Origin of the sequence: Kocuria sp. CPCC 205258 (assembly GCF_040981005.1) — a bacterium.
Taxonomy (GTDB): domain Bacteria; phylum Actinomycetota; class Actinomycetes; order Actinomycetales; family Micrococcaceae; genus Kocuria; species Kocuria rosea.
Map to the genome: position 1 here is coordinate 88,859 of NZ_JAVKPS010000001.1, position 14,689 is coordinate 103,547.

A 14,689-nucleotide genomic window follows, 5' to 3' on the forward strand; every position below is an offset into this window, starting at 1 on the left:
ACTGCCATGGACGCCACGCCCCCCGGCCCTTCCGCCCCCGCCCCCTCCCTCCCCGCGACGGCGTTCGTGCCGCGCCGCTCGCACGTGTGGGCCTGGAGCCTGTGGGACGCCGGATCCGCCGCCTTCAACGCCGTGATGACCACGTTCGTGTTCACCGTCTATCTCACGAGCGACCCCTTCGGCGGGGAGGACCACGCCTCGGAGGTGCTGGGCTACGGGATCGGGGCCGCCGGCGTGGTGGTGGCCCTGCTGGCCCCCGTGGTGGGCCAGCGCAGCGACGGCGCGGGGCGGCGCAAGCTGTGGCTAGGGATCAACACGATGCTCACGGCGCTGCTCACGGCCCTGTGCTTCCTGGTCCTCCCCGACCAGCCGTACCTCTACCTCGGGGTGGGCCTGCTGGCGCTGGCCAACGTCTTCGACGAGTTCGCGGTGGTCAACTACAACGCGATGCTGCCGGGGATCGCGGGCCGCGAGCACATCGGGCGGGTGAGCGGCCAGGGCTGGGCGATGGGCTACTTCGGCGGGATCGTGGCGCTGACGATCGTGCTGTTCGGGTTCATCACCCCGGGCCTGCTCGGCATCCCCGAGGAGGACGCCCTCAACGTGCGGGCCGTGGCCCTGTTCTCGGGGCTGTGGATCGCGCTGTTCTCGATCCCCGTCCTGCTGGTGGTGCCCGAGATCCGCCCCACCCGCCGGGGACCGCGCCCGTCCGTGGCCCGCTCCTACCGCCAGCTGTGGCAGACCCTGCGGGAGCTGTACCGGGACGCCCCGCAGACGCTGTGGTTCCTGCTCTCCTCCGCCGTGTTCCGGGACGGGCTCAACGCGGTGTTCACCTTCGGCGGCGTCATCGCGGCCGGCACGTTCGGCTTCACCCTGAGCGAGGTCATCGTCTTCGCGATCGTCGGCAACGTGGCGGCCGGGGCGGGCGCCCTCGTGGGCGGGCGGCTCGACGACCGGGTGGGGCCCAAGCGCGTCATCGTGGCGTCGCTCGTCGGCATCCTGCTGGCCGGGACCCCGCTGCTGTTCCTCGAGGGCACGGCGGCGTTCTGGGTCTGCGGGCTGCTGCTGTGCCTGTTCGTGGGCCCCGCCCAGTCCGCCTCCCGCACGTTCCTCGGCCGGCTCACGCGGACCGGCGAGGAGGGCGCCCTGTTCGGCCTCTACGCCACCACGGGCCGGGCCGTGAGCTTCCTGGCGCCCACCCTGTTCGCGGTGTTCGTCTCCGTGCTCGGCGCGCAGCGCTGGGGGATCCTCGGGATCCTCCTGGTGGTCGGCGCCGGCCTGCTCCTGCTGCTGCGCGCGCGCGACCCGAAGACCGCGGCGTCCCCCCACCACGGCGTCGCCGCTTCGTGAGCCCACCGCTTCGTGAGCCCACCGCTTCGTGGGCCCGCCGGTTCGTGGGGCCGCCGGTTCACGGGCCGCGGGGCGCCGGCACACCGCCGGCCGCGGCCGGGCCGTGCGGGGTCAGATGCGGGTGCGGGAGAACCCGAGGTGGCTGCGCGAGGCCGTGGGTCCGCGCTGCCCCTGGTACCGGTTGCCGTAGGCGCCGGAGCCGTACGGGTGCTCCGTGGGCGAGGACAGCCGGAAGAAGCACAGCTGGCCCACCTTGGAGCCCGGCCACAGCTTGATCGGCAGCGTGGCCATGTTGGACAGCTCGAGCGTGACGTGCCCCGAGAAGCCCGGGTCGATGAACCCCGCCGTGGAGTGGGTCAGCAGGCCCAGGCGCCCCAGCGAGGACTTCCCCTCGAGACGGGCGGCGATGTCGTCCGGGAGGGTCACCTTCTCGTAGGTGGAGCCGAGCACGAACTCCCCCGGGTGCAGCACGAAGGCCTCCTCGGGGTCGACCTCCACGAGCCGGGTGAGCTCCGGCTGCTCCACGGACGGGTCGATGTGCGCGTACTTGTGGTTGTCGAAGAGCCGGAACCAGCGGTCCAGCCGCACGTCGATGCTGGCGGGCTGGATCAGGGCGGGATCGTAGGGCTCGAGGACGACCCGGCCGCCGTCGAGCTCCCGGCGGATGTCGCGGTCAGAGATCAGCACGGTCCCCAAGGTATCGCACGGCCGGGCGCCGGACCGCGCCGCGCCGCCGCCCCGTGCCCACCCCCGTCCCGGCGGGTGGTGTAGAGTGTGTGCTGTCCTCGTCCGGTGCTCGCGCCGGACGGACCACGGATGCGCGGCTGTAGCTCAATGGTAGAGCGCACGCTTCCCAAGCCTGATACGCGGGTTCGATTCCCGTCAGCCGCTCTCGCACCGAACGCCCCGAGCCCACCCGGCCGGGGCGTTCGTCGTCTCCCGGGACCGCGCGGTAGGATGTTCCCGCGCCCCGTTCCCCGCATCCGCACCGGGGCGACCGCCCGGGCCCTGCGCCCGTCACCCGCACCCCGCTCACGAGGAGCACATCTCCCGTCATGCTGCGCACCATGTTCAAGGCCAAGATCCACCGTGCCGTCGTGACCCAGGCCGACCTCCACTACGTCGGCTCGGTCACCGTCGACCAGGACCTCCTCGACGCCGCCGACATCCTCCCCGGCGAGCTCGTCTCCATCGTGGACGTCACCAACGGCGCGCGGCTGGAGACCTACACGATCGCCGGCGAGCGCGGCTCCGGCGTCGTCGGGATCAACGGGGCCGCCGCCCACCTCGTGCACCCCGGGGACCTCGTCATCCTCATCAGCTACGCGCAGATGGACGACGCCGAGGCGCGCGCCCACGTGCCGTCCGTGGTCCACGTGGACGCGGACAACCGGATCGTCGACCTCGGGTCGGATCCCGCCGAGGCCCTGCTCGACGGCGTCGCCCGCCCGCCCCACTCCCGGACGCTGAGCGCCGCCCGCGCCGACCTGCCCGCCGCGTGACCCGCCCCGGCCCGACCGCGGACGGTCCGGGAATGGGATAGAACTGTAGGGGCCCGCGGACGCGGACCCGCAGCAGCGCGAGGGAGGGTCCCGTGACCGGAGTGTTCTCGGGGTTCTTCATCGTCTGGGCCGTCATCCTGACCGGCTACGCCGTGGGCCGGCGGGGCGTGCTGGGCCCCCAGGGGCAGCTCGTGCTGAGCAAGTTCGCCTTCTACGTGGCCAGCCCGCCGCTGCTGTTCCTCACCATCTCCGAGGCGGACATCGCCCGGATCCTCTCCGCGCCGCTGCTGGTGGCCGCCGTGTCCGCCGTGGCCACGACCCTCGTCTACGCCGGGATCGCCCGGTGGGTGCTGCGCCGGGACGCGGCCACCACCGTGATGGGCGCCCAGGCCGCCTCCCAGGTGAACTCGGCCAACCTCGGCATCCCGATCGCCGTCTTCGTGCTCGGGGACGCGTCCCAGGTGGTCCCCGTCATCCTGTTCCAGCTGGCGCTCAACACCCCCGTCTACCTGACCGTCATGGACACCCTCACCGACGGCCGCCGTCCCAGCCTCGGCAGCGTCCTGGGCAATGTGGTCACCAACCCGATGATCGTGGGCTCCGGGCTGGGGATCCTCTTCGCCGTCACCGGGTGGCGGCTGCCGGAGGTGGTGCACGAGCCCGTGGAGCTGGTGGCGGGGGCCTCCATCCCGGCGATGCTGATGGCCTTCGGCATCTCCCTGGTGGGCGCCTCCCCGCTGCGGCGGGGTGCCGGGCCGCGCCGGGACGTGGTGCTGGCCAGCACGCTCAAGCTGCTGCTCCACCCGGCGCTGGCGTTCCTCTTCGCCCGGTTCGTGCTGGGCCTGGACGGCCACCTCCTCTACGCCGTGGTGGTGATGGCGGCGCTGCCGACCGCCCAGAACATCTACGTGGCGGCCGTGCGCTACGGCCGGGCGGAGCAGCTGTGCCGGGACACCGTGCTCGTCACCACGGTGGTCGCCATGCTGACCATGGCGGTGGTGGCCCTGCTGCTCTCCTGAGCCGCCCCGCCGCGCCCCAGAACCTCCCGGGGCGGGGCCGCACCCGGCGCCGTTCCGGGCGGGAACAGCCGGGCGCACCGGGACACGCCCGGGCCCACGGCGGCACACCGATGCAAACCGTCAGGTTACTGGTCTGTGAGGTAGCGCACTCATAGACTGAAGGCTCCGTGCAGGGGTGGTCGACCGGCAGCACCCGCCGCCGACCGTCCCGCCGACCGGGTCCCACAGGATCCCCTCGACGCCCCTCGCGGACCGCCACATCGCCGAAGGGGAGGAACGACCGTTGACCACCACCTCACACCCCCACAGAGCACCGGGCAGGCGGCGGCTCAGCGCCGCCGCGGCCCTCGGTGCCGTGGGTGCCCTGCTCATGACGGGGTGCGGTGACGCCGACGCCGGCGCCACCCCCACCCTGACCTGGTACATCAACCCCGACGCCGGCGGTCAGGCGGAGCTCGCGCAGCAGTGCTCCGAGGAGTCCGGAGGCCGGTACAACATCGAGACCTCGCTGCTCCCGCGCGACGCCGCGTCGCAGCGCGAGCAGCTCGCCCGGCGCCTGGCCGCCGGGGACAGCTCGATGGACATCATGAGCCTGGACCCGCCCTTCATCCCCGAACTGGCCGAGCCGGGCTTCCTGTCCCCCGTGCCGGGGGACGTGGAGGAGGCCACGACCCAGGACGTCCTGGCGGGGCCCCTCGAGGGCGCGAAGTGGAAGGACGAGCTGGTCTCGGTGCCGTTCTGGGCCAACACCCAGCTGCTGTGGTACCGGGAGTCCGTGGCGGAGGCCGCCGGTCTGAACATGGACGAGCCGGTAACCTGGGACCAGATCATGGACGCCGCGCGGGAGCAGGACAAGTACCTCGGGGTGCAGGGCACGTCGGCCGAGTCGATGACCGTGTGGGTGAACGCCCTCGTGGCGTCCGCGGGAGGCTCGATCGTGGAGAACCCGGAGGCCCCCTCCGACGAGATCTCGATCGGCCTGGACTCCGACGCCGGCCGGAAGGCGGCCGAGATCGTCGGGACCATCGGCCAGGACGGGCTCGGCGGCCCCGGCCTGCCGACCGCCGACGAGAACGCCTCGATGATCCAGTTCCAGTCCGACGACGGCTCCTTCATGGTCAACTGGCCCTTCATCTACGCGGCGACCGCCGCCGCCGTGGAGGGCGGGACGGTCGACCGGTCCGTGTACGAGGACATCGGCTGGGCCCTGTGGCCGCGGGTGGACCCGGACGAGCCCTCCGCTCCCCCGCTGGGCGGGATCAACATCGGCGTGGGCGCCACGTCCGAGCACCAGGAGCTGGCGTGGGAGGCGGTCGAGTGCATCGTCCAGCCCGAGAACCAGGCCTACTACTTCGTGAGCAACGGCAACCCGGCGGCGTCCGAGGCCGCCTACGAGGACCCGGAGGTCCGGGAGGCCTACCCGATGTACGCCACGATCCGCGAGTCCCTGGACAACGCGGCCCCGCGCCCGCAGACGCCGTTCTACAACGAGGTCTCCACCGCCATCCAGCAGGAGTGGACCCCGCCGGCGTCCGTCACCGAGGACACGCCCCGGCTCACCGCCGAGTTCATCGAGTCCGTCCTGAGAGGAGAGCGGCTGCTATGAGCACCGTCGTCAACCCCAACGCCCCCGGCACCGGGCCCCGGGAGGTCTCCCCGGCCCCCGTGACCGGCCGCCGCAGCGCGAAGCCGCTGATGTCCGACCGGGCCCGGTCGGAGCGCAAGCTCGGCTGGATGCTCGCCGGTCCGGCGTTCATCGTGATGCTGCTGGTCACGATGTACCCGATCCTGCAGGCGCTGTGGGACTCCTTCTTCTCGTTCCGGCTCACCGCCCCCGGGGAGAAGGAGTTCGTCTTCCTCGGCAACTACGCCACGGTCCTCACCGACGGGGTGTTCTGGCGGGACCTGTGGATCACGGTGCTCATCACGATCGTCACCGTGGTCGTGGAGCTCGTCCTCGGCTTCGCCCTGGCGCTCGTGATGAACAACGCGATCCGCAACACCAAGGGGCTGCTGCGCACCGCGATCCTGGTCCCCTACGGCATCATCACCGTGGTCTCCGCGTTCGCCTGGTTCTACGCGTTCGACATCACGACCGGCTACATCAACAACTGGTTCTCCTGGGTCCCGGGCATCGGCCCGGACTTCAACTGGTTCGCGTCCCAGTGGCCGGCCCTGTTCGTGATCATGGCCTCCGAGATCTGGAAGACCACGCCGTTCATCTCGCTCCTGCTGCTCGCCGGCCTGGCCCAGGTGCCGAGCGAGTACACCGAGGCGGCGCGGGTCGACGGCGCCACGTGGTGGCAGCGGATGTCCCGGGTGGTCCTGCCCAACATGAAGGCCGCGATCATGGTGGCCGTCGTGTTCCGCGCCCTGGACGCGTTCCGCATCTTCGACAACATCTTCATCATGACCCAGGGGCAGTACGGCACGGAGACCCTGTCCCTGCTCGCCTACCGCACCTCCATCGGCCGACTGGAGATCGGGCTCGGCTCGGCGATCTCCGTGATCCTGTTCGTCTGCGTGCTGCTGATCGCCTTCGTCGCCATCAAGGTGTTCAAGGTCGACCTCGCCGGCGCCGGGAAGGGAAGGTAACCCATGACCACCAAGCAGAAGGTCGGATGGGGCGTCGTCACGGTCCTGGTCCTCGTCTACGCCCTGTTCCCCGTCGCCTCGATCCTCATGACGTCCTTCAAGACGCCCGCGGATCTGACCTCCGGGAAGTTCCTGCCCACGCAGTGGGTCGGGGAGAACTACTCCTCGATCTTCGTGGGGCAGGCGCGCGAACTGTTCGTGCCCTCCCTGATCAACTCGATCGGCATCTGCCTGATCGCCACGGCCGTGGCCGTGGTGCTCGCCACGCTCTGCGCCTACGCGATCGCCCGGCTGGACTTCCCGGGCAAGAAGATGATCCTGACGGTCGCCCTGGCGGTGTCCATGTTCCCCGTGGTCTCGATCGTGACCCCGCTGTTCAACCTGTGGCGCCAGATCGGGCTGTACGACACCTGGCCCGGCCTGATCATCCCCTACCTCTCGCTCACCCTGCCGATCTCCATCTGGACGCTGACCGCGTTCTTCCAGCAGATCCCGTGGGACCTCGAGCGGGCGGCCCAGGTGGACGGCGCCACCACGTGGCAGGCGTTCCGCAAGGTCATCGTGCCGCTGGCCCTGCCCGGCGTCTTCACCACGGCGATCATCGCGTTCTTCATCGCGTGGAACGACTTCGTCTACGGCATCGGCCTCACCTCCACCGAGGCGGCCCGGCCCGTCCCGGCGGCGCTCGCGTTCTTCACCGGCGCCTCACAGTTCGAGGACCCGGCGGGCGCGATCTCCGCGGCGGCCATCGTCGTCACCATCCCGGTGGTGCTGCTGGTGCTGCTGTTCCAGCGCCAGATCGTCTCCGGCCTCACCCAGGGCGCGGTCAAGGGCTGAGCCCGCGCCGCCTCCCGCATCTTCCGAACCGAACGAAGGACTGAGTCCCAGATGGCATCCATCACCCTCAACCACCTCGTCAAAAAGTACGGCGACGGCTTCCCGGCCGTCAACGACGTGTCGATCGACATCGCCGACGGCGAGTTCCTCATCCTCGTGGGGCCCTCCGGCTGCGGCAAGTCCACGCTGCTGCGGATGATCGTGGGCCTCGAGGACATCACCTCCGGGGACCTCCTGATCAACGGCCAGCGGGTCAACGAGAAGGAGCCCCGCGAGCGCAACCTGTCCATGGTGTTCCAGAACTACGCGCTCTACCCGCACCTGACCGTGTACGAGAACATCGCGTTCCCGCTGCGGCTGTCCAAGGGCAAGTTCTCCGACGAGGAGATCGACCGCAAGGTGCGCGCGGCGTCGTCGACCCTGGACCTCGACGACCACCTCGAGCGCAAGCCGGCCAACCTCTCCGGCGGTCAGCGCCAGCGCGTGGCGATGGGCCGGGCGATCGTGCGGGACGCCGACGCGTTCCTGTTCGACGAGCCCCTGTCCAACCTGGACGCGAAGCTGCGCGGCCAGATGCGCACCGAGATCGCCCAGCTCCAGCGCAGGATGGGCATCACCTCGGTCTACGTGACCCACGACCAGACGGAGGCCATGACCCTCGGCGACCGCGTGGCGGTGCTCAAGAAGGGCATCCTGCAGCAGATCGCCTCGCCCCGTGAGCTCTACGAGCAGCCGGCGAACCTGTTCGTGGCGGGGTTCATCGGCTCCCCGTCGATGAACTTCCTCCCGGCGCACGTGAAGGGCAGCGTGTTCGACACCCCGCTGGGCGAGATCCCGGTCCCCGAGAAGGCCGCCGGGAAGCTGCCCGCGGACGGGTCGATCGTGCTGCTCGGCCTGCGCCCCGAGCACTTCAACGACGCCAAGTTCGTGGACGAGGCGATCGCCTCCCGCGGCACCGTCTTCGACACCGAGTTCACCCACACGGAGTGGATGGGCAACGAGCAGTACGGCTACATCAACTACCGGCAGGACGACTCGGTCAAGGCGAAGCTCGACGAGCTGGCGCAGGAGCTGGACGGGGACGAGATGCACCCGCAGATCGTGGTCTCCCTCGACGCCACCTCCCGCATCCGCGGGGGGACGAAGGGCAGGATCTGGGTCGACACCCGCCGGATGCACGTCTTCGACCCCGAGACCGGCGCGAACCTGACCCGGGACGAGGAGGCCGGCGCTGAGCTGACCCGCGAGGCCGTCGAGGAGCGCAAGGCCGAGATCGAGCGGGCCCGCCAGGAGCTGGCCGCCGCCGGCTGAGCACAGGGCGCTCCGCCCGGTGCCCGAGGAGCCCGCCGCCCGCTGCCGGGGCGGCGGGCTCCCGCGCGTCCGGGGCGCGGCAGGTTCCGGCGAGCCCAGAGGCGCGGCTGGTACCGGCGAGCCCAGGAACTCAGCCGGTGCCCGGCAGGCCGAGCGAGAACCACCCCACGAGGGCGAGGACGGCGAGCAGACCCGCGGAGGACGCGGCCGAGCGCAGCCGCGGGTGCCGGAGCCCCCAGGGCACGAGCCGGGGCCAGCGGGCCGCGGCCTCCCGCGCCGTCGCGCGCTCGAGATGGGTGCGGGGCGCCCCCAGCGCCACGGCGACGTCCTCGAGGGCGCGGGCGTCCCACACCGCGCCGTCGAGGCCCAGGACCCGGCGGCCCGAGCGGCCCGCCGCCCACAGGTGGGGACGGGCGGCCGAGCGCGGGGCGCCGGCCGCCCGGTGCAGGGCCCCGACCGTGACGACGTGCTCCACCTCCGTGAGCGGCGTCGCGGCGAAGCCCACGGTGCGGGAGCGCAGGACGTGGGTGTCCGTGCGGACGACCAGCACGGGACGCAGCCGGACCCAGCACGCGGCGGCGGCGGCGAGCACGAGCACGAGCACCACCGCCGCCACGCCGGGGGCCGGGCGCCGCGCCCAGAGGAACAGCACGAGCACCACGACCACCAGCAGCGGGCCCAGGCAGGAGAGCAGGCGGCGGCCGTAGGAGCCCAGCCGGGGACGCAGCACGGCGCGGACGGGTCCGTACTTCTCGGGGACCTGGCGGACGGAGTCGGCCATGGGGAGTCAGCTCCAGACGGGGGACGATCGGGCGGGGGAAGGGGTGCGGCACGTAGCGTACCCGTCCTGGGGCGGACCGCGCCCCGGACGGGCCCCACCCGGCCCGGTGCACGCGCAGGCCGGGGGGCGATCGGCTAGCGTGATCGGATGGAGTCCAACGTCCGCGTGCTGAAAGCCCTCGGGGCCTGGCTGTTCCTCGTGCTGCTCGGGGTGGCGGCCGCCGCCGTCACCATCGCCCTGGTGAACAAGTACATGTACGGCCCGGAGACGGACGTGCGGGCCTACGTCGAGGACCTGCGGGACGGGGACGGCGGTGAGGCCCTGGGGCTGCTCAACGCCCGCGTCCCGGAGGCCAACGCGGCGATGCTGGACGGCGACCCGCTCGAGGCCGCGGCCGAGGACCTCGAGGACCTGGAGGTCTCCACCGTCTCGGAGGACGGCGAGCGGGCCGTGGTCCGCGCGGACTACACCCTCGACGGCAAGCCGCACAGCTCCGAGTTCGCCCTCCACCCCGTGGACACCCAGTGGGGCTTCTTCACGGTGTGGGCGTTCGACGAGACCCCCCTGCCCACGGTGACGGTCAGTCTGCCGGGGGCCACCTCGGTCGACGTGAACGGCATGTCCGTGGCCCTGCCGGAGTCCTCCGCGGAGTTCTCCGCCTTCTTCCCGGGCGTCTACACGGCCTCCTACACGTCCGAGCTCGTGGCGGCCGACCCGGTGCGCACCGTGCTGACCGACCCGGGCCAGCAGGCGGAGATCGTCCTGGAGGCCCGGCCGACCGAGGCCCTCGAGCAGGAGGTGGACCGGCAGCTGAAGGAGCACCTGGACGGCTGCGCCGGGCAGGGCAGCCTCTTCCCGTCCGGCTGCCCGTTCTCCTTCGAGTTCGACGGCCGGGTCTCGGGGGACGTGGAGTGGACGATCGAGTCCTATCCGGACCCGGAGATCGTCGTGGGTGCCGAGGGCGGCCGGGGCTGGGCCCTGGAGCCCGCGCAGGGCACCGCGCGGATCGCCTTCGACTCCCTCGACCTGTTCACCGGGGACGTCGAACGGCTCGAGCGCACCGTGCCGTTCGAGGTCGCCGCCGACCTCGACATCGACGGCTCGACGGTGCGGGTCGACCCGCGCGGCTGAGCCCGCTCAGTTGACGCCGCGCAGGTCCAGGACCAGCTCGCTCTCCCCGTCGGCGTCCAGCACGAAGGGGATGCCCCAGTCCTGCTGGTAGAGGTGGCAGGCCGCGTGGTCGGGGATCTCCCCGCCCGGCTCGCCGTCGCACGCCGCGGCGCGCGCGGTGATGTGCAGCACGCCCTCGGTGACGCCGTCCGCCAGCACGAGCTGCCGGCGCAGGCCCTGGGCCGTGCCGGCACCCTCGGACAGTGCCTCCTCGGGGGAGGACGAGATCCTCAGCTGCGTCGGGTCCCCCCACCGGTCGTCGAGCTTCTGCCCGGTCGGCGCCGCGAAGCGCACCTCGACCGCGAGCGCGCCCGGGGCGAGCCTGGTGCGGGCCCGCTGGGTCCGCGACGCCCCCTCGTCGACGCGCTGGGCGGCGGCGGGGATCGGCACGCGCACCAGGCGGTGGGCGTTGGCCTCGACGACGACGAGCAGCGGCTCCTCCCCCGAGACGTCCAGCAGCACGTCGGAGGGCTCGGCCAGGCCGCGGGCCAGCGTGGCCACCTGCCGGGTCCGGGGGTCGTAGTGGCGCACGGCGCCGTTGTAGGTGTCCGCCACGGCCACCGACCCGTCGGGCAGCTGGGCCACGCCGAGGCAGTGCTGCAGGCGGGCCCCGCCGGCGTCGCCGTCGCGGAAGCCGAAGTCGAACAGCCCCTCGCCCACGGCGGTCTCGACCGCGACGGCCCCGTCGTCGTCGAACCGGAGCACGCGCAGGGCGGAGGTCTCCGAGTCGGCGATCCACACGTTGCCCTCGTGGTCCTCCGCGAGCCCCGAGGACTGCGCGAACCACGCCTCGGCGCCGGACCCGTCCTTGAGCCCCTCGTCCCCCGTGCCCGCGAGCACGGCGAGCCGGCCGGTCCGGGGGTCGAACGAGAACAGCTGGTGGGTGCCCGCCATGGCCACCACGAGCCGGTCGGCCCGCGCGGACCACACGACGTCCCACGGGGAGGACAGCGCGACCTCCAGCGGGTCGGCCTCGGGGTCGATGTGGTTCGGCTCCGCCCCCCGCGCGCGCTCCTCGTCGAGCAGCCGCTGCACCCCGCTGCCGGCCACCGTGCGCACTTGCCCCGTGGCGAGGTCCACGCCCCGGAGCCGGTGGTTGACGGAGTCCGCCACGACCACGTCGTAGCCGGCGGCCGCGCGCACCTCCTCGGGCAGCAGCGTGAGCCCCTGGGGCTCGGTGAAGCGCGCGGTCCCCGGGTCGCCGTCCGCGTGGCCCTTGCCCGCGCCGATCACCCGCCGGACGGTCTCGAGGTCGTTGTCGAGCTGGACCAGGCGGTGGTGGCCCGTGTCGGAGACCAGGAACGAGCCGTCCGGCAGCGGCAGCACCTTGCCCGGGAAGCGGAGGTCCCCCTCGGGCGCCGGCCGGGGCACGTACGGCCCGTCGCCGCGGTGCAGGGTGCCCCGGGCCTCGTGCTCGGCCACGAGCTCCTCCACGAGGGTGACGAGGCCCTGCACGTGGCCCTCCCCCGAGAGGTGCGCCACGATGTAGCCCTCCGGGTCCACCACCACGAGCGTGGGCCACGCGCGGGCCGTGTAGGCGTCCCAGGTGGTCAGCTCGGGGTCGTCGAGCACGGGGTGGTGGACCTCGTAGCGGTCCACGGCGGCCGCGAGCGCGTCCGGGTCGGCCTCGTGCTCGAACTTCGGGGAGTGCACGCCCACCGTGACGAGGACGTCGGAGAAGCGCTCCTCGAGGGGGCGCAGCTCGTCGAGCACGTGCAGGCAGTTGATGCAGCAGAAGGACCAGAAGTCCAGGACCACGACCTTGCCGCGCAGCGCGGCGAGGTCGAGGTCCCTGCCGCCGGTGTTGAGCCAGGCACGGCCCTGCAGCTCGGAGGCGCGGACGCGGGAGGTGAGGCGCATGGAGGGGGATCCTTTCGGGGCGGAGCAGGACGGGGTGGACCGGGGCGGACCAGGCGGCAGGACGGGCGGCGGGGCTCAGGGCCGGGCGGCGCGGTCGTCGCGCTCGGCGAGCCCGGCCATCATCTCGTTGTAGGCCTTGAGCTCGGCGTCGTCCGTGCGGTCGGCCTTGCGGTCCGCACGGCGGTTCTCCTTGGTGCCCTCGATCGCCCACATGATCGCGACGACGACGGCGACGACGACGGTGGGGAACTCGCCGATCCCCCACATGAGGGCCCCGCCGAGCTGCTGGTCCTCGATCGCGGTGCGGCCCCAGTCCCGGCCGGTGTTGCCGAACCAGGAGGCCTGCAGCAGGGTGTCGGAGCCCATGAGGGCGACCCCCACGAAGGCGTGGTAGACCATCGTGGCCAGCAGCAGGACCAGGCGCATCATGTGGCCGGGGCGGTACGGGATGGGGTCCGTACCGATCAGCACCAGCATGAACAAGTACCCGGTGATCAGGAAGTGCACGACCATGAACACGTGGCCCACGTGGTAGTGCAGGGTGAAGTGGAACAGCGGGGTGAAGTAGAAGACGACGATGGAGCCGGCGAAGTTCACGGCCGCGAAGATCGGGTGCGTCACGACCCTGCCGAACCCCGAGTGCACGAGCCGCAGGATCCACTCGCGGGGCCCGCGGGTGCCGTCCGGGCGGGACTCCAGGGCCTTGAGCAGCAGGGTGACCGGCGCGCCCAGGACCAGGAAGATCGGCACGACCATGGTCAGTGCCATGTGCTCGACCATGTGCGCCGAGAACAGGACCCGGCCGTAGACGGCGAACCCGCCCGAGGTGATGAAGAACAGCACCCCGACCCCGGTGAGCCACGAGAGGGTGCGCAGCACGGACCAGGAGTCCCGGCGCCGGCGCACGCGCACGAACGCCCACAGGTAGACGGCCGCGAGGAACACGCAGACCGCGAGCCACAGCCAGTCGACGCGCCACGTGGTGAACCACGAGGCCGCGGTGGGCTCGGGCGGCAGCTCGTACCAGGTGAGGATCAGCGCCGGGGAGGCGTCCGGGGCGATCTCCTCGGGCACCGGCGGGGCGGTCCGGGACAGGGCCACGGCGACGCCCATGACGGCGCCCATCACCAGCAGCTCCCCGAGCACGAGCTGCCACACGGCGCGGCGGGCCGTGAGCCGGCCGGCCTCGAGCGCGGGCACCAGCCACCGGCGGTGCGCGAGGCCCGCCAGGCCCAGGCCCAGCGTGAGGACGAACTTGACCAGCACGAGCCACCCGTAGCCGCTGAAGAGCTGCTCCCAGGAGCCGATGCGCACGGCCGCGTTGACCGTCCCGGAGAGCAGGACGAGGAGGAAGGCGCCGAGGGCGACCGCGGAGAAGCGGCGCAGGACCACGGCCGCGATCGGCACTCGCCGCCGCGGGCCGGCGGACGGACGGCCCCGGGCGGCGCCCTCGGGGAGCGTGCCGGTGCCGGCGTCCGGGGCGCTCAGCTGCGGGGAGAGCCAGGCGAGCACCACGAGCCCTCCCGTCCACAGCCCCGCGCCCAGCAGGTGCAGGCCCAGGGAGTTGACGGCGCCCATGTGGTCGTTGCCGCCGGCGGAGTGCCCGTTGAGGGCCATGGCGACGAGGGCCGCGCAGGACAGGGCCAGGGTGAGCAGCAGCCCGAGCAGCGCCCGGATGCCGAAGACCAGGGTGGTCACGACGGCGGCCACCACGACGATCGCCGCCTGGGCCTGCCCGGTGGGGATGTCCGTGGTGTAGTGCAGCAGCTGCTGGGTGTAGGTCCCGTCCCCGCCCACGGGCACGCCCGCGACGTCGGAGTAGGACAGGACGAGCACGGCCACGGCGGCCACGGTCCAGACCACGGCCGCGGCCTCGGCGAGGCGCAGGGTGCGGCGGAACAGCGGGTGCTCGGGGGCCGCGGCGCGGTCCCGGGCGCCCCGGCGGCGCCCGTCGACGGTGGTCGGCACGACGCCCACCGCGAACAGCAGGGCCCCCATGACCACCACCAGCGCGCCGTTGTGCACGAGCTCCGCGGCGGGCAGCCCCCAGCGGACCAGCGCCCCGGGGTCGGCGGCGAGCCGGGCCGCGCCGGAGCCGGTCCACAGCATCGCCGCGATGAGCGCCGCGAGGGCCACGAGGGGCACGGCCGCGAGCCACCAGGGGTCGATCCCCCGGTCGCCCGGCCGGGCGGCGGTGCCGTGGTCGGCGCGCTCGGCCGTCCTCGAACTCATGGTCAGTCTCCTTCATCCGCCCCACGACGACG

Annotated in this window: 12 protein-coding genes and 1 tRNA gene; 9 read left to right on the top strand and 4 right to left on the bottom strand. The window is 72.6% G+C overall.

Annotation, left to right across the window (positions count from 1 at the left end; all coding sequences use genetic code 11):
• The first annotated feature begins 6 nt into the window (after nt 1-6).
• Nucleotides 7-1,350, top strand: coding sequence for an MFS transporter (locus tag RF644_RS00435; protein WP_368794930.1), 1,344 nt, complete (start codon nt 7-9; stop codon nt 1,348-1,350).
• Nucleotides 1,351-1,461: 111 nt separating this feature from the next.
• Here RF644_RS00435 and dcd read toward each other — a convergent pair whose 3' ends face one another.
• Nucleotides 1,462-2,037 (bottom strand): dCTP deaminase, encoded by a 576-nt coding sequence (gene dcd / locus RF644_RS00440; protein WP_017832625.1) that lies wholly within the window; start codon nt 2,035-2,037, stop codon nt 1,462-1,464.
• A 133-nt stretch (nt 2,038-2,170) separates the two neighbouring features.
• Here dcd and RF644_RS00445 point away from each other — a divergent pair.
• From RF644_RS00445 to RF644_RS00475, 7 genes are all read left to right on the top strand, one after another.
• A tRNA-Gly gene (locus tag RF644_RS00445) sits at nt 2,171-2,241 on the top strand.
• Between the two features lie 164 nt (nt 2,242-2,405).
• The gene (gene panD / locus RF644_RS00450) at nt 2,406-2,852 is read left to right on the top strand and encodes an aspartate 1-decarboxylase (RefSeq protein WP_017832626.1); all 447 of its coding nucleotides are present in this window, start codon (nt 2,406-2,408) and stop codon (nt 2,850-2,852) included.
• A 92-nt stretch (nt 2,853-2,944) separates the two neighbouring features.
• On the top strand, nt 2,945-3,871 hold the full coding sequence (locus tag RF644_RS00455; protein ID WP_109268223.1) for an AEC family transporter: 927 nt from the start codon (nt 2,945-2,947) through the stop codon (nt 3,869-3,871).
• Nucleotides 3,872-4,154: 283 nt separating this feature from the next.
• The gene (locus RF644_RS00460) at nt 4,155-5,477 is read left to right on the top strand and encodes an extracellular solute-binding protein (RefSeq protein ID WP_017832628.1); all 1,323 of its coding nucleotides are present in this window, start codon (nt 4,155-4,157) and stop codon (nt 5,475-5,477) included.
• An 89-nt stretch (nt 5,478-5,566) separates the two neighbouring features.
• Nucleotides 5,567-6,466, top strand: coding sequence for a carbohydrate ABC transporter permease (locus tag RF644_RS00465; protein ID WP_109268261.1), 900 nt, complete (start codon nt 5,567-5,569; stop codon nt 6,464-6,466).
• A gap of 3 nt (nt 6,467-6,469) precedes the next feature.
• Nucleotides 6,470-7,303: a carbohydrate ABC transporter permease gene (locus tag RF644_RS00470; RefSeq protein WP_095650364.1), complete on the top strand. Its 834-nt coding sequence runs from the start codon at nt 6,470-6,472 to the stop codon at nt 7,301-7,303.
• A 51-nt stretch (nt 7,304-7,354) separates the two neighbouring features.
• A complete protein-coding gene (locus RF644_RS00475; RefSeq protein ID WP_133409144.1) occupies nt 7,355-8,614 on the top strand; it encodes an ABC transporter ATP-binding protein in 1,260 nt (419 codons plus the stop codon).
• Nucleotides 8,615-8,744: 130 nt separating this feature from the next.
• On the opposite strand, the gene RF644_RS00480 is transcribed toward RF644_RS00475, so the two are convergent.
• Nucleotides 8,745-9,395, bottom strand: coding sequence for a hypothetical protein (locus RF644_RS00480; RefSeq protein WP_368794931.1), 651 nt, complete (start codon nt 9,393-9,395; stop codon nt 8,745-8,747).
• A gap of 147 nt (nt 9,396-9,542) precedes the next feature.
• Between RF644_RS00480 and RF644_RS00485 the strand changes: the two genes are divergently transcribed.
• A complete protein-coding gene (locus tag RF644_RS00485) occupies nt 9,543-10,526 on the top strand; it encodes a hypothetical protein (protein WP_368794932.1) in 984 nt (327 codons plus the stop codon).
• Nucleotides 10,527-10,532: 6 nt separating this feature from the next.
• On the opposite strand, the gene RF644_RS00490 is transcribed toward RF644_RS00485, so the two are convergent.
• Both RF644_RS00490 and RF644_RS00495 read right to left on the bottom strand, forming a co-directional pair.
• Nucleotides 10,533-12,425, bottom strand: a complete 1,893-nt coding sequence (locus tag RF644_RS00490; RefSeq protein WP_368794933.1) for an NHL domain-containing thioredoxin family protein — start codon at nt 12,423-12,425, stop codon at nt 10,533-10,535.
• A gap of 75 nt (nt 12,426-12,500) precedes the next feature.
• Nucleotides 12,501-14,657, bottom strand: coding sequence for a cytochrome c oxidase assembly protein (locus RF644_RS00495; RefSeq protein ID WP_368794934.1), 2,157 nt, complete (start codon nt 14,655-14,657; stop codon nt 12,501-12,503).
• Between the last annotated feature and the right edge of the window lie 32 nt (nt 14,658-14,689).